The 19480-nt window shown below is 43.6% G+C and carries 18 protein-coding genes and 1 tRNA gene; 8 read left to right on the forward strand and 11 right to left on the reverse strand.

What is annotated here, in order from left to right:
* The first annotated feature begins 126 nt into the window (after nt 1-126).
* Nucleotides 127-852, forward strand: coding sequence for a 1-acylglycerol-3-phosphate O-acyltransferase (locus tag QQ041_RS03720; RefSeq protein ID WP_017058926.1), 726 nt, complete (start codon nt 127-129; stop codon nt 850-852).
* A gap of 112 nt (nt 853-964) precedes the next feature.
* Here the strand turns inward: QQ041_RS03720 and QQ041_RS03725 are convergent, their stop codons facing one another.
* From QQ041_RS03725 to arcA, 5 genes are all read right to left on the reverse strand, one after another.
* Nucleotides 965-1354: a RidA family protein gene (locus QQ041_RS03725; RefSeq protein WP_285953144.1), complete on the reverse strand. Its 390-nt coding sequence runs from the start codon at nt 1352-1354 to the stop codon at nt 965-967.
* 136 nt (nt 1355-1490) lie between these two features.
* The gene (gene pyrI, locus QQ041_RS03730) at nt 1491-1952 is read right to left on the reverse strand and encodes an aspartate carbamoyltransferase regulatory subunit (RefSeq protein ID WP_285953145.1); all 462 of its coding nucleotides are present in this window, start codon (nt 1950-1952) and stop codon (nt 1491-1493) included.
* Nucleotides 1953-1964: 12 nt separating this feature from the next.
* Nucleotides 1965-2894 carry an aspartate carbamoyltransferase gene (pyrB, locus tag QQ041_RS03735; RefSeq protein ID WP_004738679.1) on the reverse strand — a complete coding sequence of 310 codons (930 nt, stop codon included), beginning with the start codon at nt 2892-2894 and terminating at the stop codon, nt 1965-1967.
* Nucleotides 2895-3160: 266 nt separating this feature from the next.
* On the reverse strand, nt 3161-4165 hold the full coding sequence (locus tag QQ041_RS03740; RefSeq protein ID WP_019821479.1) for an ornithine carbamoyltransferase: 1005 nt from the start codon (nt 4163-4165) through the stop codon (nt 3161-3163).
* 156 nt (nt 4166-4321) lie between these two features.
* Nucleotides 4322-5542 carry an arginine deiminase gene (gene arcA / locus QQ041_RS03745; protein WP_019821481.1) on the reverse strand — a complete coding sequence of 407 codons (1221 nt, stop codon included), beginning with the start codon at nt 5540-5542 and terminating at the stop codon, nt 4322-4324.
* Nucleotides 5543-6118: 576 nt separating this feature from the next.
* On the opposite strand from arcA, the gene rraB reads away from it, so the two are divergent.
* Together rraB and QQ041_RS03755 are read left to right on the forward strand one after the other, a co-directional pair.
* On the forward strand, nt 6119-6535 hold the full coding sequence (gene rraB / locus QQ041_RS03750; RefSeq protein WP_017058930.1) for a ribonuclease E inhibitor RraB: 417 nt from the start codon (nt 6119-6121) through the stop codon (nt 6533-6535).
* A 125-nt stretch (nt 6536-6660) separates the two neighbouring features.
* Nucleotides 6661-7455 (forward strand): hypothetical protein, encoded by a 795-nt coding sequence (locus QQ041_RS03755; protein WP_146489812.1) that lies wholly within the window; start codon nt 6661-6663, stop codon nt 7453-7455.
* Nucleotides 7456-7504: 49 nt separating this feature from the next.
* Here the strand turns inward: QQ041_RS03755 and QQ041_RS03760 are convergent, their stop codons facing one another.
* From QQ041_RS03760 to pepA, 5 genes are all read right to left on the reverse strand, one after another.
* Nucleotides 7505-7999: a GNAT family N-acetyltransferase gene (locus tag QQ041_RS03760; protein WP_136979705.1), complete on the reverse strand. Its 495-nt coding sequence runs from the start codon at nt 7997-7999 to the stop codon at nt 7505-7507.
* A gap of 47 nt (nt 8000-8046) precedes the next feature.
* A complete protein-coding gene (locus QQ041_RS03765; RefSeq protein WP_017058933.1) occupies nt 8047-8451 on the reverse strand; it encodes a DUF2061 domain-containing protein in 405 nt (134 codons plus the stop codon).
* Between the two features lie 219 nt (nt 8452-8670).
* Nucleotides 8671-11544 (reverse strand): valine--tRNA ligase, encoded by a 2874-nt coding sequence (locus QQ041_RS03770; RefSeq protein ID WP_285953146.1) that lies wholly within the window; start codon nt 11542-11544, stop codon nt 8671-8673.
* Between the two features lie 102 nt (nt 11545-11646).
* A complete protein-coding gene (locus QQ041_RS03775) occupies nt 11647-12096 on the reverse strand; it encodes a DNA polymerase III subunit chi (RefSeq protein ID WP_136979701.1) in 450 nt (149 codons plus the stop codon).
* A 99-nt stretch (nt 12097-12195) separates the two neighbouring features.
* Nucleotides 12196-13716, reverse strand: coding sequence for a leucyl aminopeptidase (gene pepA / locus QQ041_RS03780; protein ID WP_017058936.1), 1521 nt, complete (start codon nt 13714-13716; stop codon nt 12196-12198).
* Nucleotides 13717-13908: 192 nt separating this feature from the next.
* Here pepA and lptF point away from each other — a divergent pair, with 192 nt between their 5' ends.
* Both lptF and lptG read left to right on the forward strand, forming a co-directional pair.
* Entirely contained in the window at nt 13909-15009 is a 1101-nt protein-coding gene (gene lptF / locus QQ041_RS03785; RefSeq protein WP_146489810.1) for an LPS export ABC transporter permease LptF, read from the forward strand.
* Between the two features lie 3 nt (nt 15010-15012).
* Entirely contained in the window at nt 15013-16083 is a 1071-nt protein-coding gene (gene lptG, locus QQ041_RS03790) for an LPS export ABC transporter permease LptG (RefSeq protein WP_060983499.1), read from the forward strand.
* 63 nt (nt 16084-16146) lie between these two features.
* Here the strand turns inward: lptG and QQ041_RS03795 are convergent, their stop codons facing one another.
* Nucleotides 16147-16623: an RDD family protein gene (locus tag QQ041_RS03795; protein ID WP_048659251.1), complete on the reverse strand. Its 477-nt coding sequence runs from the start codon at nt 16621-16623 to the stop codon at nt 16147-16149.
* 194 nt (nt 16624-16817) lie between these two features.
* Between QQ041_RS03795 and QQ041_RS03800 the strand changes: the two genes are divergently transcribed.
* From QQ041_RS03800 to QQ041_RS03810, 3 genes are all read left to right on the forward strand, one after another.
* Nucleotides 16818-16902: transfer RNA gene (locus QQ041_RS03800), tRNA-Leu, on the forward strand.
* 245 nt (nt 16903-17147) lie between these two features.
* Entirely contained in the window at nt 17148-17555 is a 408-nt protein-coding gene (locus QQ041_RS03805) for a VOC family protein (protein ID WP_048605864.1), read from the forward strand.
* Nucleotides 17556-17638: 83 nt separating this feature from the next.
* The gene (locus QQ041_RS03810) at nt 17639-18892 is read left to right on the forward strand and encodes an HD-GYP domain-containing protein (RefSeq protein WP_285953147.1); all 1254 of its coding nucleotides are present in this window, start codon (nt 17639-17641) and stop codon (nt 18890-18892) included.
* Nucleotides 18893-19480: the final 588 nt, after the last annotated feature.

Below are 19480 nucleotides of genomic sequence, written 5' to 3' on the forward strand. Positions count from 1 at the left end.
TAAGATGAAAACATAAAAGTCGGAACCTTGGTTTCGGCTTTTTTATAGTTGTATTTGCCGCAAGTAAATCTATTGCTCATTTTTGCATGAATAGATGAATTAACTTGGCGGTCGGTGAGGAACAAAATGATAGCAATATTACGTATTTTCGCAGTGGCGATATTTGCGATTCTTATGTTTGTATTTGGTTGTGGCTACTGTTTATTAAGTCCACGTAACCCGAAACACGTATTTACCTTTGGCCGTTATTTCGGTCGCATGTCGAAGATCTTCGGCATGAAGCTAGAGCTTCGTATTCCAGAGGATGCCTACTCTCGCGGCCAACATGTTTATGTGGCGAACCACCAAAATAGCTGGGATCTATTCACGATTTCATCAGCGGTAACGCCTAAAGTGGTGACGGTTGGTAAGAAAAGTCTAGTATGGATGCCTCTATTTGGTCAGCTTTACTGGTTGACGGGTAACATCCTCATTGACCGTGCTAACCGCAGTAAAGCGGTAGGTACGATTGATCAGGTCGTGACTAGTCTAAAAGAGAGTGATGTTTCAGTTTGGATGTTCCCTGAGGGCACTCGTTCTCGTGGTCGTGGTCTGCTGCCATTCAAAACAGGTGCATTCCATGCTGCGATTGGTGCTGGCTTACCAATCATCCCCATTGTGTGCAGCTCAACAGGTGGCGTGAAGCTAAACCGTTGGAACAATGGTCACGTGATTGTTGAAATGTTGCCACCAATCAGCACTGAAGGCTACGACAAGTCTAATGTTCGTGAACTGGCTAACCTAGCTCGTGAGCAGATGGCCGCTAAGTTGGAAGAGCTTGATAAAGAAGTGGTTGAGCTCAACAAGAAGTAATTGAGCAAAACGCTGAATAATAAAAAAGGTTGCCAAATGAGCAACCTTTTTTGTATCTGATAAACACTCAGCTTTATGCTCAGACGCTTACTATAGATTTAGGTACTAAAGACTATTTGCGAACTGCAATAGCTTCGATCTCGATACCTACATCTTTTGGCAGACGAGCTACTTCAACACATGAGCGTGCAGGGTAGTTTGCAACGCCGTGCTCATCGAAGAACTTACCGTAAACTTCGTTTACTGTGCCGAAGTCGTTTAGGTCTTTGACGAATACTGTTAGCTTTACGATGTCTTTTACAGTTAGGCCTGAAGCTTCTACAACCGCTTTAACGTTGTCTAGAGATTGGCGAGCTTGCTCTGCGATATCAGTAGATACTTCACCAGTTGCTGGGTTTACTGGGATTTGACCAGAAGTCAGTACCATGTTGCCAAGGTCAACGCCTTGTACGTATGGGCCGATTGCAGCTGGAGCAGATTCTGTGTGAAGTACTTTAGTCATTGGTTTATTCCATCAGTTATTAGATAAAAATCAATTTTCAGTGTGCCTTCAAATTTTGGATAGGTAAAGAGCAAAATACCCCGCATAGGCGAGGTATTTGATAGTTTTTACATTCGGTCAGTGTTGCCGTATGGCGTTATCTTTCTGTCACGATCTCGCGAGAGAATACTTTTTCGCAATACTTACACTTTAATCGAATATCTTCTTTCTTTTCAAAGATCTTAAAGCTGCTTTCAACCGGTTCATTGTGAGTAATACAGTTGGTATTTGGACACTCGAAAACGTCGTTGATTTGATCAGGAAGTTCTAGGGGGAGCTTCTTAACTACTTCGTAATCTTCGATTTGGTTCACTGTTGCATGAGGTGCGTAAAGAGCCAGCTTGCTCGCCTGTTCTTCGGTGATAAACACATTCTCAATCTTGAGTAGGTCTTTCCCGCCTAGTGCAGAAGACGGCAGATTTAGGCCAATGGTCACGCGCTGGTGAGAGTTGTGCATGTCGAACAGTTTTAGCACCTTGATCCCGATGTTAGCTGGGATGTGGTCGATAACAGTACCGTTTCTGATTGCTTCAACTTTTAATTGAGTCTCTTTAGACATGATATCTTTCCTCTACAGCGTTTCGTTAAGAACAAGGGCTAGCAATGCTTCACGAGCGTAAACACCATTCTCTGCTTGCTGGAAGTAGTAAGCGTAAGGTGTTTTATCGACATCGACAGTAATTTCATCAACACGCGGAAGAGGGTGTAGCACCTTCAGATTATCACGTGCATTTTCTAACAGAGCAGCCGTTAGGATGTATGCTGACTTGATATGTGCGTATTCTGACTCATCGAAGCGCTCCTTTTGAACTCGAGTCATGTACAAAACATCAAGCTCAGGAATGACATCTTCCATGTCCGTCAATAGTTGGTACTTGATTCCCGCTTCATCAAGCTCTTCGCAAATGTAGTCTGGCATCGCTAGAGCTTCTGGAGCCACGAAGTAGAAACAGATGTTGTCGAACTTCGCTAGTGCTTGCGTCAACGAGTGAACCGTACGGCCGTACTTAAGGTCACCAACGAATGCAACGTTTAGGTTGTCGAGGCGACCTTGTGTCTCAGCGATAGAGAATAGGTCTAATAACGTTTGTGTTGGGTGTTGGTTTGCGCCGTCACCTGCGTTAATAACAGGTACACCGTTTGAGAACTCAGAAGCCAGACGCGCTGCGCCTTCTTGAGGGTGACGCATCACGTAAGCATCAACGTATGAAGAGATAACCTGTACCGAGTCCGCTAACGTTTCGCCTTTCTTTGCCAAAGAAGTGTTACCACCACTGTCGAAACCAATCACATCACCACCGATGCGTTGAATCGCAGTTTCAAAAGAGAGACGAGTTCGCGTAGAAGGTTCGAAGAAGCAACTGGCAACCACTTTGTTCTTGATGAGTTCTGGGTTTGGTTCAGCCTTTAGCTGACCTGCCGTTTGAACAATTAATTCTAGCTCTTCACGAGAAAGCTCTGGAATTGAGATGATGTGCTTTTGATAGAGCGAATTCGCCATGATCTTCTTCCCCACAATAATGTATTGGCCATAAAAAAGCCCCCCATAATGGGAGGCTTTAAAAAAGTGCTGAAAAGCAGAATAGACGGCCTGGTAAGCATCTTAGCTTACGAGCAATATTTGGTGTTTCCACAATATTATTATGTGTTATCACAATATTGGTTGGCGTCATTTTCACTACTCTCAGACAAATTGCTGAGAATTATACGCTTTCAATTTGTGAGCGCAAGCGATTACATCAAGCTTTTGTTTACTTTCAATATTCGCTATTGGCCCAGTGTCGCAACCATTACCGCTTTGATGGTGTGCATGCGATTCTCTGCTTCATCAAACACAATTGAGTAATCCGATTCAAAGACTTCGTCAGTGACTTCTAAACCGTTCATTCCATACTTGTCTGCGACTTGCTGGCCGATTACGGTTTCATTGTTGTGGAAAGCAGGTAAGCAGTGCATGAATTTCACTTGAGGGTTCCCCGTCAGCTTAATAACATCCATATTCACTTGGTAAGGCGTCATAACAGCAACACGTTCGTCCCAAGCTTCTGGCGCCTCGCCCATCGAAACCCAAACATCGGTGTAAAGGAAATCACAGCCTTTTACGCCTTCAGCAACGTCTTCTGTCAGCGTGATTTTGGCACCTGTACTTTGCGCGATAGCTTGGCACTCTTCAACGAGCTGCTCTTCCGGCCAAAAAGCTTTTGGAGCGACAAGGCGAATATCCATGCCCATCTTCGCCGCACCGACTAACAGAGAGTTACCCATGTTATTGCGTGCATCGCCTAGATAAGCAAAGCTTATTTGGTGCAGATGTTTTCCGCGGCCATGCTCAAGCATAGTGAGGAAATCAGCCAAAATCTGAGTAGGGTGGAACTCATCGGTTAAGCCATTCCAAACAGGCACGCCCGCATAAGCGCCTAGGTCTTCAACAATACTCTGGCCAAAACCACGATATTCGATGCCATCGTACATACGTCCCAATACACGAGCCGTATCTTTCATTGATTCTTTTTGACCAATCTGAGAACCAGAAGGGCCAAGGTAAGAGACTTGAGCACCTTGATCAAAGGCGGCTACTTCAAAAGCACATCGAGTTCGAGTTGATGCTTTTTCAAAGATCAAAGCGATGTTTTTACCGTTAAGCTTTTTCTGCTCTGTTCCTGCATACTTAGCTTTTTTTAGATCAGCAGACAGATCGAGTAAAAACTGAATCTCTTTAGGAGTAAAGTCGAGAAGTTTTAGAAAGTTACGATTGCGAAGATTAAAGGCCATCTCTCGCTCCTTGCGAATATAGAATCAATGAAGAACTCAGTTAAACATAAAAATGCTATATTTGTGAATATTTATTTTATTTATTTAATAAAAAAGGCCAGTAAATGAATACTGGCCTAGATAAGTTATTGAGTCCGTTTAACTGAGCTCTTTGACTTAGATACCATCTCTTTCGATAGGGCAGCTCATACAGCGTGCGCCGCCACGACCACGGCCTAGCTCGTTGCCAGGAATCGTTAGAACTTCGATACCCGCCTTGTCGTATTTCTCATTGGTGTAAACATTACGCTCATAACCGATCACTGTACCTGGCTTCACCGTCAGCACGTTGTTAGCGTCATTCCACTGTTCACGCTCAGCTTCGTAGTTGTCACCGCCGGTAGTGATGATCTTCAGTTGATCAAGGCCTAGTGCGCCTTCAATCGCTGAGAGGTAGTTTTCAGCTTTTTCGACACGCATTTCGCCATTTTCTTTAGGTGTTAGGCGCCAAGTGTCTAGATCTTTGCGAACAATCTCTGGGTAGACAGAGAAAGTGTCGATATCCATGTGTGTCATCACCGTATCAAGGTGCATACAAGAGCGGTGTTTTGGTAAATCGATAGCAATCACTTCGGTTGCTTGGCCTGATCTGAATAGACTAGCCGCTAGGTTTTCGACACCTTGTGGTTTCGTACGCTCAGAGATGCCAACCAGTACCGCACCTTTACCAATAACCAATACGTCACCGCCTTCAATATTAGCGTTGTCGTAGTGCAGATCTTCATCACCAAAGTACTTAATGAAGTCTTGACCGGCAAACACTGGGTGCCAGCGATAGATAGCACGTAAGTGGTTTGTTTCGCGTTGACGAGCCGGTTTCATCATTGGGTTTAGCGACACACCGCCGTAAACCCAGCATGAGGTATCTCGCGTAAATAGGTGGTTCGGCAGTGGCTCGATAACGAAATCGAGCGGTCGATGCATTTTAGGCAGCATCGATGATGATTTGATAGGAAGCTCAGAGTAGGCCAAGCCACCGAGTAAGATCGTTGCTAGATGTTCATTATCCATTTGAGCAAGGTAGTTTCTTAAGTCACGGGCAAAAGTCGGCCCATAACGGAAATCTGAGATTTGAGTATTCAGCAACCATTCACGAGCCTGAGATACGGCAAGCGTCTCTACGAGCAGGTCATGAAGCAATAGCACTTCTACGTCTTGACTGCGCAGCGTTTCTGCAAAGGCGTCATGTTCTTCACCTGCGGCTTCAACGGCAAGTACATCATCAAATAGAAGATCATGGCAGTTTGAAGGGGTGAGGTGGGTGAGTGCTCTTTCTGGTCTATTTAGGAGAACTCGTCTCAATTGACCGACTTCGGAGCCAACGTACAGCTTACTCATTTTGCATCCTTACTATTAATCCAGTGTCTATTTATGACAAGCTTGTCCGTAATATGCAAGTTTTGCAGATTGAGTTAATGCAAGGTATTTGGCTGATTATTGGTCATAAAATCTGAAATTCTTAACTTTATGCAGATTAAACTCCAATTAACTGGCTATCGAACAGAACAACGTTTTTGAGGATCTATGCTCAATTCATGGCTTGTTAGAATTGAATTTTGCTTATTAATCGTGATTTTTTATTCACTATTATGCACTTTTTGATAACAAGCTGAGGATTTATGCACCCCAAAAGCGGTTTAGCGTATGCACCTAACGTGACTAATCACGCAAGTTTTATTCAATAAGTCCTAAAGTGTCCATAAAAACGAAATGCTAAAATACACGTCAGTTAATAAAATGTTGAAAATTTGTTTCTGTGATTTTGATTTCACTTTTGAATTGATATTGGCTCAGCGATCTCGTGATAAACTTACCTTTCTAGGCCTGATCTGGGTGGCTTTTCTGGACGATCCGTGCCATATTTCGTGGCAATCAAATTTGATCTTTTCATAGTCAACACTCTGGAGCAGACACATGTCTCACGAAGATGAATATCTATCAGTAGCGGAATTAATTGAATTTCAAAAGGAAGAGACTCGCGACATCATTACAGCATTAATTGAAGATGGTAGCGATCCTGAAGCTCTATACGATATCGAGCATCACCTATTTGCTGAAGATTTCGATGTGCTTGAAAAAGCGGTTGTTGAAGCATTCAAAATGGGTTTTGAAGTGCTTGAAGCTGAAGAGACAGAAGACGAAGATGGCAATAAGCTGCTTTGTTGTGATGCAACGATGCAATGTACTCTGAATGCAGAAGCGATCGATGAGCAAGTTGAGAAGCTTGTGAACCTTGCAGAGAAGTTTGACATTATCTACGACGGTTGGGGCACTTACTACGAAGGTGAAGATGCTATCTACCCAGACGAAGATGATGAAGGCGAAGAGTAATTATTTCCCAATTTTAAAAAATGCCAGCCTCGAGCTGGCATTTTTTTACCCTCAGAAAAATAAATGTCTTTATATGCATTCATTCATTATAATGCGGTCAAAATTGATCTAGCTCAAGGAATGATATGCGGTTGCTTCTCGATGGTCTTTGGCAAATTTCGCCACTGACGGATCTCTCTATCCCACAAGATGACATCACTTTTCCGGCTCCGTTAAGCTCAAAGCTCCCTGATAGCTTGAGTGAAAACGAAATTGCAGAGCAAGAGTGGCATCTGATGCACGACATCGAAGTGGATGACGCCATGTTGGCGTGCCCACTTGTTGAGTTAGTGATGGCTGGGGTTGATTACTTTGCTGAAGTTCGACTTAATGGTGTGGCTGTGTTTGATTGTGATGGTAGCCAAGCTGAATACCGTAAAGATATCCGTCCTTATATGCAGTCCGGCCGAAACCGTTTTGAGATCCTTTTCCTTGAAGAAGAAGAGAGCCTGTTGCTTGAAGAGGATATGGATGATTCTCTATCTTCACAGGTTGTCGCTAAATCGGATTCTCGTATCGGAATCTGGCAAGCACCATACCTGCAGTTCGTTCGAAACGTCAAACTAGAGCAAGTTGTCACAGAGCAGATCTGGCACCATGGCGGTGGCTGTGAGTTCAAAGTAGATGTTATCTATCAAACGCTAAAGCCAGGGTTAATATCGGCATCCATCAAGTTTAATGGCATGACACTCGTAATGCCGATAGATGTGCGCGCAGAACATACCGGCGTTGTGTTTCAGGTGGAAGCTCCTATGGTATTTAACCTTGAGAAGCCCAACCCTAAGCATCTATACCAATTAGAAGTGGTACTTGATGGGCAAGAAGAGAGCTCTTTTGTTGCCTTGAACCCAACTTCTTGCGTCAGTAACTTTCTACGCTAACTTCGTATATTTTAGCACTATCTTCTCTCGCTATAGCGGCACATTCTGCTTATAACGACTTGGCCATGACAACCTCACAAGCGTCGTGGCCTGTTTCTCCCCAAGCTGAGTCAAGATGCTCAAACCCAAGCTTCTCATAGAGTTTGACCGCAGCACCTAAGCACTCCGTCGTTTCTAAATACATGTGTTGATACCCAAGTTGTTTTGCTTGCTTTAAGCTCAAAGCAACAATTCGCTTGGCTAGGCCATGCCCTCGAGTTTGCGGTAAGAAGTACATTTTTTGTAGCTCACACACATTGGGTTTACCTGCTAGAGGGGCAAAGCCACCGCCTCCGACGATTTTTCCGTTGTGTTCGATAATCCAATACATTGCATTTGCTTGGCTGTAGACAGAGTACATATCATCGAGTGTTGGATCGGCCACGCCATAGCCTTTATCTTCTGTGAGCCCATGCTCAGCCGAAACTTGGCGAATGACTTGTGCGATGCTTGGGTTGTCTTGCGGTGTAATGGATCTAAGGGTGAACTCAGCAATTTTTTCCATGATCTGCCTATGAAAGGGTCACTAATATGTGACCCAATATATGGTGACTAAGCATGTTGGTGCAAACAGAATTGTTGCTGTGCCATTTGGTCACCTGATTTACGTAACCAGACTTTCTCATGGAAGTAGTAAGCAACTGTATTCAAAGTTGGCTCTAGCAAAGCCATCACACCGCCAATGAAGGCATCGCCAGTCAACAAGTAGACAACGGTAAAGGCAACACTAAAGTGGATGGTAGCAAAGCTTGCTGTTTTTAATTTGGTCATCCACTGACGAGCTTTAAGAGCAGGAACCTGAGCCCACGCCTTTTCATGAAAATAGAAGGCAACAGTATTCACTGAGGGCTCAATCATAGCGATTAAGCTACCAATTAAGATGTCGCCTGTTAGTACATAAGCGACACTAAATGCGATAGTAAAATGTAATGCAGCAAAGGTTAGTGTCTTTTTCATGATAATTACTCAATCGTTGTGTTGTTTCGATAGACCTATTATTGAGAATTATTATCATTAAGTATAATGGGAAGTAGAGATTAATTTGATAGATGAAACCTATCAATAATTGAGGCTAGAGTGAGAAGCATAGTAGTCAGAGGTATAAAAAAAGGCTGGTCACGAAGACCAACCTTTCTATTTAGAGCGAGAAGTTCGAAGCCTCTCGTTCACTCGGTTTTAAAGCGCAGCGATTGTCGCTTTTTGCTCTTCAAGCTTAACAAGAGTCTCTTGGTAGCCTTCAAGCTTTTCACGCTCTTTCGCGATAACCGCTTCTGGCGCTTTAGCAACGAAACCTTCGTTACCTAGCTTACCTTCGATACGCTTAATCTCGCCGTGAGTCTTCGCTACTTCTTTATCTAGACGAGCAAGCTCAGCATCTTTGTCGATAAGACCCGCCATTGGGATCATCAGCTCAGATTTGCCAACCAGTTTAGTTGCACAAGCCGGAGTCTCTTCTCCGTCTGCTAGAACTTTAATATCGTCTAGTTTAGCTAGAGAGTTAAGAACGATCTTGTTCGCTTCGATACGAGCTGCATCTTTCTCATCAGCCACTTTGATCATTACTTCTAAGCCTTGGCTTGGTGCAATGTCGTATTCCGCACGTAGGTTACGGATAGCTGTGATGAAAGTCTTAACCCATTCGATGTCTTCTACGATCTCAGCATTGAAGTTATCTTCGTTAAACTGAGGAAGCGCTTGAGTCATAATTGTCTCGCCTTCAACGCCGTCTACTAGCGGCTTAACGCTCTGCCAGATAGATTCAGTGATGTAAGGAAGAACTGGGTGAGCAAGACGCAGAGTCTTCTCTAGAACCGTGATAAGCGTGTAACGAGTTGCTTGTTGTTGAGCTTCAGTACCTTTCCAAAGAACAGGCTTAGTTAGCTCTAGGTACCAGTCACAGAATTGGTTCCAGATGAATTCGTAAAGCGTGTTTGCTGCCATGTCTAGACGGTAGTTGTCTAGGTGAGCATTAAACTCTTTCGCTGCAACTTCAAACTGAGATTCAATCCACTTGTCTGCTAGAGAGAATTCCATGTTTGCACGGTCTTCAACAGACAGTGACATGCCACAATCGTGCTCTTCTGTATTCATCAGTACGTAACGGCTTGCGTTCCATAGCTTGTTACAGAAGTTACGGTAACCTTCAAGACGCTTCATGTCCCAGTTGATGTCACGGCCAGTTGAAGCCATAGCAGCAAGAGTGAAACGCAGTGCGTCAGTACCGTATGGTTCGATACCGTTTTCGAAAGTTTTACGTGTTGCTTTTTCGATCTTAGCAGCCAGTTTAGGTTGCATCATGTTGCCACAACGCTTCTCTACTAGCTCTTCAAGGCCGATGCCGTCAATCATGTCGATTGGGTCAAGTACGTTACCTTTCGACTTCGACATCTTGTCGCCGTTTTCATCACGGATAAGACCCGTCATGTAAACCGTTTTGAAAGGTACTTGAGCCTTGCCATCTTCGTCTTTCACGAAGTGCATGGTCATCATGATCATACGAGCAACCCAGAAGAAGATAATATCAAAACCAGATACTAGTACTTCTGATGGGTGGAATGTTTTCATTGCTTCAGTATCTTCAGGCCAGCCTTGTGTGCCGAACGTCCAAAGTGCAGAAGAGAACCAGGTATCAAGAACGTCGTTGTCTTGCTTAAGAACAATTACCGGTGAAAGGTTGTTCTTTTCACGAACTTCTTCTTCAGTACGACCTACGTAAACTTTACCGTCGTTGTCGTACCATGCTGGGATACGGTGGCCCCACCAAAGTTGACGAGAGATACACCAGTCTTGCACGTCGCGCATCCACGCGAAGTACATGTTTTCGTACTGCTTAGGTACGAATTGGATCTCACCATCTTCAACCGCTTTAACTGCTGGTTCTGCAAGAGGTGCTGTACGCACGTACCATTGGTCAGTCAGCATTGGTTCGATAACCACGCCACCACGGTCGCCGTAAGGGACTGTTAGGTCGTGATCTTTGATCTCTTCAAGTAGACCAAGTTCATCGAATTCAGCAACGATAGCTTTACGTGCAGCAAAACGCTCCATGCCTTGGTACTTAGCAGGGATATCTGTTGAGTAAACATCGCTTTCTTCGCCGTTGGTTGTGAATACTTCAGCAGCATCACGGATATCAGCGTTGAACGTTAGGATATTGATCATTGGTAGGTTGTTGCGCTTACCAACTTCGTAATCGTTAAAGTCGTGAGCCGGTGTGATCTTCACACAACCCGTGCCTTTTTCCATGTCTGCGTGCTCATCGCCTACGATAGGGATAAGACGGTTAACAACAGGAAGTAGGATTTCTTTACCGATAAGATCTTTGTAACGAGGATCTTCTGGGTTAACCGCTACGCCAGTATCACCAAGCATGGTTTCTGGACGAGTAGTCGCAACAACGATGTAGTCTTTACCATCAGCCGTTTTAACACCGTTCGCGAGCGGGTAGCGGAAGTGCCACATGAAACCTTTTTTGTCTTTGTTTTCAACTTCAAGATCTGAAATTGCAGTGTGCAGTTTAGGATCCCAGTTTACTAGACGCTTACCACGGTAGATTAGGTCTTCTTCGTATAGACGAACAAACACTTCTTGAGTCGCAGCCGATAGGCCGTCATCCATAGTGAATCGCTCACGATCCCAATCTACAGATGCACCAAGGCGACGAAGCTGTTGAGTGATAGTACCACCTGACTCGCCTTTCCATTCCCAGATCTTGTCGATGAAAGCTTCACGGCCGTAGTCGTGTTTTGTTTTGCCTTCTTCAGCAGCAATCTTACGCTCTACAACCATCTGAGTTGCGATACCAGCGTGGTCAGTACCCACTTGCCAAAGGGTATTTTTGCCTTTCATACGTTGAGCTCGGATAAGCGTATCCATGATCGTATCTTGGAACGCGTGACCCATGTGTAGGCTGCCAGTGACGTTCGGTGGCGGGATCATGATGCTGTAAGCTTCTTTTGATGTGTCACCGTGTGGCTTAAAGTAGCCTTTCTCTTCCCAAGTCTTATACAGAGCTTGTTCGATTGATGTTGGGTTGTATGTCTTTTCCATAGTGCTCTTAAACGGATACTGTGAATGGTTAATCGTGGTCAAACTTCATAAGTGAAGCTTCTTGAATCTAAATCCAAAGATAGCTTTAACTATGAGGTTTGACTATGGATGTTGAATCTCGATAGTTTGTAGCTGATATCCAGCCTGACGGTAAATTTTATACCTTTCTCGAGCGAGTTGCTTAGCTTTTTCTTCGCAAGGGACGAAGTCTATCACCTGAGCAAAGGCGTTCGCAAAGGTTGTATGATTATCGGCCAGATTAATTACTAGCTGACGATTCCAATTATGTTTTACGCCTTGATAGCCAATTTCGATGTTGGTTGAATACTTCGGGCCTTCGCCAACCAAGTTGTGCGCTATAAACTCACTGGGTTCGACTTGCCAGAAAACTTCAGCAATACACTCGGCATGTTCTTTGTCATTGCAGTTGAGATAAAGTTTAGCGCCTTGTTTCGCAAAGTGCTGAGCAAGAAACAGCACATAGTGAGCAAAACCATCTTCGCTGGCTTGCGGGCTGTCTGAAGGCACAATGTAAAATGTAGCAGTCTGCATACTTAATACTCGAACTGAAAATCGTGGATATCAATGTTACTTGGTTAACAGGGTCTAACAAATAGCGCTTATTAAAAAAGGGCCCGTAGGCCCTTTTTATTATTTTGAAGATTGCTCTTCAGTCTCTTGGCCGCTGCGGTTCAATAAGAATTGGACTAGCATTGAGACAGGACGACCTGTCGAGCCTTTCGCTGCGCCTGACTTCCAAGCTGTACCAGCACTATCGATGTGTGCCCAGTGGTACTTCTTAGTAAATTTAGATAGGAAGCAACCAGCAGTAATTGTGCCGCCAGGACGACCACCGATGTTCGCCATATCAGCGAACGGGCTGTTTAGTTGCTCATGGTACTCGTCTGCCATAGGTAGACGCCATGCTCGGTCACTTGCTTGCTCAGAAGCATTAACAAGTTCGTGAGAAAGCGGGTTGTGGTTCGATAGAACGCCACTGATGTGGTGACCTAGAGCGATAACACATGCGCCAGTTAGCGTAGCAACATCGACAACACAATCTGGTTCAAAACGCTCAACGTAAGTTAGAGCGTCACATAGAACCAAGCGACCTTCAGCATCAGTGTTTAATACTTCAACCGTTTGACCTGACATTGTCGTTAGGATATCACCTGGACGGTAAGCATTGCTGCCAGGCATGTTTTCACAACCGGCTAGGATACCAACCACGTTAATTGGTAGGTTCAATTTAGCCAATGCTTTCATTGTACCGAATACAGACGCAGCACCACACATGTCGTACTTCATCTCATCCATACCTTCACCAGGCTTAAGTGAGATACCGCCTGAATCAAAAGTCAGACCTTTACCTACCAGTACAATCGGTTTCGCATCTGGATCCGGAGCGCCTTTGTATTCCATGATAGACATCATGGATTCATTTTTAGAACCTCGGCCAACCGCTAGGTATGATGTCATACCCAGTTTTTCCATCTCTTCTTCGCCAATGATCTTGGTCTTCACTGTCTCGTAATCGTCAGCTAAACGACGAGCTTGAGAAGCAAGGTACGCAGGGTTTGCGATGTTCGGTGGCATGTTGCCCAGATCTTTAGACGCTTTTACACCTGAAGCAATAGCAAGGCCGTGAGAAATTGCTTTCTCACCAAGGCTCAGTTCGCGACGTGTTGGTACGTTGAATACCAATTTACGTAGTGGGCGACGAGTTTCTGGTTTATTGCTCTTGAATTGGTCGAATGTGTAAAGACCATCTTTAGTCGCTTCTACCGCTTGGCGAACTTTCCAATAAGTATCGCGACCTTTAACGTGCAGTTCTGTAAGGAAACATACCGCTTCCATAGAACCAGTTTCGTTTAGTGTGCTGATGGTTTTTTGGATAATTTCTTTGTATTGACGCTCGCCTAGCTCACGTTCTTTACCACAGCCTACCAGTAGAACACGTTCCGAAAGTACACCAGGTACTTGATGCAGTAGTAGCATCTGGCCAGGTTTACCCTCTAGATCACCGCGACGAAGCAGTGAACTAATGTAGCCATCACTAATCTTATCTAATTGCTCGGCTACTGGAGAAAGGCGGCGCGGTTCGAATACACCGACAACGATACATGCGCTGCGTTGCTTCTCTGGGCTGCCACTTTTTACACTGAACTCCATGCGTACTCCTACATCCTGAAGACAAATCGAACTAAATGTTAGATAATGGGTTCTTACTTGTTGGATCCTATAATGGAACTAACCTTAAAGAAGAACGCTAACACTTAGCTAAAAATTTAAAAAAATAAAAGGTTCAACGGGAAATTATAGTGATTCAATCAAAAAAACAAGTTTTGTATAGGTAATTTGAGCGTGATTATTGTTAGATATTTGATCCGCGAGACAATCAAGAGCCAATTTGCGATCTTTTTTGTTCTCTTTCTCGTGTTTCTCAGCCAAAAATTCATCAGTGTTTTAGCGGACGCCTCTGATGGTGATATCCCTGCGAGTCTAATATTGTCGATTGTTGGCTTAAATATGCCAGCGATGGGCTTGTTGATGCTTCCACTCAGTATCTATATTGGTATTTTGCTCACTTTTGGACGCCTTTACGCTGAAAGTGAAATAGTGGTCATGAACGCCACCGGTATTGGTAATAAATTCCTGATCCAATCTGCACTTTACCTTGCTTTGATTACGGCGACAGTTGCTGCCTTTAACTCATTTTGGTTATCTCCTTGGTCACAAGACAAAGTTGAACAAATGTATGAAGAAGTGGCAGCGGAGAACAGCGTTGATTTATTACCGAAAGGCAAATTCGAAGGTACACCGGATGGTTCTTCTGTGGTGTTTATTGATGATATCGACGGTAATAAATTAGAAAATGTGTTCGTTGCTCAAATGCGCCCGCGCGATTCAGTACTTCCAAGTGTGATGTTCTCGAAGTCGGGAGATGTAAAAGAGCTCAGCGATGGTCGCCAGGTTATCGTGATGTACGATGGTACTCGCCATGAAGGTGTGCCTACACGTCTTGATTATATGGTGACACATTTTGAAGAGTACGAAGGTCTGATCGGTCAACGTGAAGTTGAGAAGAAAGGTCGAGATTGGGAAGCTATCCCTACAATTGATCTTATCGGCAACCCGAATAATAGCGCGAAAGCTGAATTACAATGGCGTATTTCTTTGGTACTTTGTATTCCATTGTTGACCATGCTTGTCGTGCCACTATCTGCGGTAAACCCTCGACAAGGTCGTTTTGCGAAAATCGGCCCAGCAATACTGATTTATCTCACCTATTTCTTAGCAATCAGTGCAACTAAGTCTTCAATCGAAGAGGGCAGTATTCCTGCGGTAATCGGCATGTGGCCAATTAATGCGTTATTGTTATTTGTCGCGATTGGTGCAAACTTTATGGATAGCGTGGCAGTAAGGCGTTTGAAAGAAAAATTCAAGAATAAGAGGTTGGCTTAAGCCGTGTTTAAGATTCTCGATTTATATATAGGCAGAACCATCATCGCAACGACGTCGCTGGTATTGGTGACGTTTGTTGGTCTCTCTGGGATTATCAAGTATGTAGAGCAGCTGAGAAAAGTTGGCCGTGGTACATACGATCTATTACAAGCATTGTATTTTGTTTTGTTAAGTATCCCTCGTGATATCGAAATGTTTTTCCCAATGGCTGCATTGCTTGGTGCTTTGATTGGATTAGGTATGCTTGCTGCGAGTTCTGAACTGGTAGTAATGCAGGCGGCAGGCTTCTCTAAGTTAGATATCGGCCTATCGGTACTTAAAACCGCTATTCCACTGATGATCGTGGTGACATTGCTTGGTCAATGGGGTGCGCCGCAAGCGCAGAAGATGGCTCGTGATTTAAGAACAATCTCTATTGCTGGTGGCAATATTATCTCGACGCAAAGTGGTGTCTGGGCTCGTGATGCTAATGACTTCATCTTCATTGTTAAAATCGATGATCAGAAGTTATATGGCATGAATATGTGGCGCTTTGATGAGAACAAGGCTCTAAAGACTGCTATTTACTCTGAGGAAGTGGATTACGTTGGAGATAACGTGTGGACTATGAAGAATGTAGAGATCACGTCTTTTGAAAACGAACTTCAAATTACCAAAGAAAGTTTACCAACTTATTCTTGGGAGACTTCTCTCGCTCCAGATAAGCTCGCGATAGTAACGGTTAAACCAGAAGAGTTGTCGTTAAGTGGATTGTATGATTATGTTTCTTACCTCAAAGCTTCAGAGCAAGATGCATCACGTTATGAACTGGCATTATGGAGAAAGATAACTCAGCCAATTTCGATCGCAGTTATGATGTTGATGGCACTGTCGTTTATCTTTGGTCCTCTGCGTAGTGTAACCATGGGCGCGAGAATACTGTCAGGTGTTATTGCTGGCTTTACCTTCTATATATCCAGTGAGTTCTTTGGCCCGGTGAGTTTGGTTTATCAAATACCGCCCGCCTTTGGCGCAATAGCCCCGAGCGTAGTGTTCCTTGGAATAGCCATCATGCTCTTGAGGCGAAAACTGTAACTAGAAAAAAGGAAGGCTAACGCCTTCCTTTTTTGATCTTAATTGGAGCTAACTTAAATCACGCTATCGTGCTTGTGGTAACACAACGACTTCGGTCTTTGCCCAGATATCGTGAAAGCCACGTTTTTGAGGATCGAATGGAACACACAAGTTTGCCAATCCAAAACCTGAAGTACCTAAGCGAATTAGCGCCTGAGTTACTGTGATAGCTGAGCCATCTTTGTTTTGAACGCGCAGCTTCCAAGCTCTCATACCGAGAGTTTGACCTGCTCTAGTCCAGAAAAATACAAAGAAATAGACCCAAACGGCCACCAAGTAAAAGGTGTATGCAGGGCTCCAAATCGGATGGTTGGTTAAGAAGTCACTAACATCGGCATAACCGCTGTGGTTAAAAATGCCGAGAGCCATGAGCGCGTGCAGTAGAGCGACAATGACGCCAGCCGCCAACATTTCAATAGCGATTACGATCAGAGCGTCATAGAACAAGGCACCAAATCGGCGCATGACTCCTGCTGGTGGCAGAGTGTTTGTTGATGTCATGTGTTATTACTTCTTTAAAAATTGAGGCGTCAGAATATAGTTTAAGGCTTAGCCTGAAAAGAGACATGACGCACAGCTTATGACTTAGTGGCGAAATTATCGGCAAACACACATGAATTCAAGTTTTTATACTTGCCACATCAGTTCGCATACGTATAATGCCAAACATCGAAAGGGCAATGCCCCAAGATAATGCCGGTATGGTGAAATTGGTATACACGACGGATTCAAAATCCGTTGCCTTCGGGCGTGGCGGTTCAAGTCCGCCTACCGGTACCATATTTAAATGACAAAGCCTCGACTCAAGTCGGGGCTTTGTTGTATCTGGAGAGCTGATAACGTTGCCTTCGCGGTGGCGACAAGAAGGCTTCTTTAATTAGACAGATCTTGATGTTTCATTCCTAAATCCCATAATTTCCCTTCGCTATTCGCTCTGATAATGAATTAATCATCTTAAATCATGATGTTACCTGTCATTCTCTATTCTATTGTCTATGTTTAAAGGATTAACAGAGGAGAGAAATATGCTGACAGTAACCCCTTACTTATTTTTTGATGGTCGTTGTAGTGAAGCGTTGGATTTTTATCATAAGTGTTTTGGTGGTGTGGTTTTATCGAAACAACTTTTCAGTGATGCACCACAGGTAATAGAGGGAGCTCAACCTGATTGGGTTATGCATGCTGAGTTCGAAGCGTTTGGTATGAAGCTGATGATGTCTGATGGCGTTAAAGCCAAGGAGCTTGAAGGTAACAATCTCGCTCTATCTCTTGTGACTGAAGATACCGCGACTCAAGAACAAATCTTTGAAAAGCTAAAGAAGGGAGGGCGGATAATGACTCCACTCGCAGATACGTTTTGGGGGGCTCGATTTGGCAAAGTAGAAGATAAGTTTGGTATACGCTGGATGGTGCACTGTGATTCTTTAAGTTGAACCTGTGAAATTGGATAGTGAAATTGCTGCTTGGTTTTATTAGAATTATAAATAGAGATTAATCATCAATATTATATATAAAAATGGGCAGCATAAAGATTACCGTAGATCGAATTCAGCCCGGTCTGCATATACGACTCCCCGTAAAATGGAATGAACACCCATTTTTATTCAACAGCTTTAAAATCAAAGATGACGCTCAAGTAAAAGTAATTCGACATCTTGGGATTAAGCACGTCTATATAAACCTGAGCCAAAGTGATACCTCGCCTCTACCTGTTAATCACGTCGGTGAACAAGAAGTTGATATTGATTCACAGGTAAGCCTTGAAACGGAAAGAATGTGGAAAGATAAGCATGAGCGTATCGAAACCCTTAGCTCTTACCGTCGCAGGGTGAGTCATTGCGAGAGAGAGTTTGAACGTTCGCTTGCTCGAATGCGCTCTGTGATGACTAAGATCCGTAACAGACCTTTAGATGCGGTGGGGGAGGTTAAGGCTCTTGTTGATGATATCGTTGAAACCCTAGTGAGCGATGATAACGTTACCTTGCATCTTATGAATACTAAAGCGGATTTCGAAGACATTTACTTTCATACTTTAAATGTTTCGGTTGTTGCACTGATGGTAGGTAAGGCCAAAGGCTATAATACACAACAATTGAAAGAGCTCTCCTTCGCAGCACTGTTTCACGATGTAGGTAAAATCAAAATACCAGTCGCGATACTAAGAAAGCAAAGCGCCCTGACAATACCTGAAGAGAACTACCTGAAGCTTCATACGAAATATGGTGCGGATATTGTTGCAGGAATTGATGACTTTCCTGAAAGTGCTAAAAAGGTGATCGCTCAACATCATGAGAAGAATGATGGTTCTGGTTACCCCGAGGGCTTAAAAGAACACGAGATTGATGAATTTGCCAAGATAGTCTCTGTGGCTAATGCATTCGATAACCTTTGCCATGGTAAAACGCAATCTCAACAAATGATCCCGTATTTGGCGCTGTCTCACTTATATAAGAGCTGTAAACATCTATATAGCCAAGATAACTTGGGTCTGTTGGTTAAGTTCATGGGAGTGTACCCACCAGGAACCGTAGTACAGCTTTCAAATGATTCGATTGGGATTGTGATATCCGTTAACGCTAAGCATATGCTTTATCCAAATGTACTTATCTATGATCCTAGCGTGCCAAGAACTCAAGCCCCGATCATTGACCTCTTTATTAAAGAGATCAAAATCGTTAATGCCGTTCATCCAAGCAAGTTACCTGAACAAGTTCGAGAGTATCTAAACCCTAGGGCTCGTTTATCTTACTTTTTTGATAGTGGAGAGTAGTTATCCACAGGTTGTTGTGGGTAGTTTGTTCGAAACTTGGGGTGAAAATGGTATAAATAAGCCCTTGGTTGAAATGTCGTCGCTTAACCTCTTTTTTTAATAAAAAACGCATTTATTGCTTGCCAATATGAGCGGCATCTCTATAATGCCGCCTCACTGACACGGCAGACGCCACAAGGCTTCAGCGAAGAATGTTAGTAAGGCAACTAGCTTTAAGTGATGATTCGCTTCTACTTTTAGAAAGTAGGAATTAATTCCAAATAAGTGTTTGACACTGAGAATTAAATCGCTAGAATGGCCGCCTCTTCCGAAGTGATGCAAGTCACAACGAAGAGAAGCTCTTTAACAATTTAAACCTATCAATCTGTGTGGGCACTCGTTGATGAATATCAAAACGTTATTGGTTCTTTTTCGAAAGAGCGTAATAACAGTTACTTCGGTAACAAACTTGATTTCAATGAGCTGAGTGACCAATACGAATAATTACTTCCTATATAGAGAGGGGTTATTTGGCACAGTCAATTCATTACCATTCTGTTGGAATGGTAATAGCTTTAAAATTACACTCTTTATTTATAAAGAATAGTT

Origin of the sequence: Vibrio sp. TMPB1044 (assembly GCF_030442075.1) — a bacterium.
Lineage (GTDB): Bacteria > Pseudomonadota > Gammaproteobacteria > Enterobacterales > Vibrionaceae > Vibrio > Vibrio satsumensis.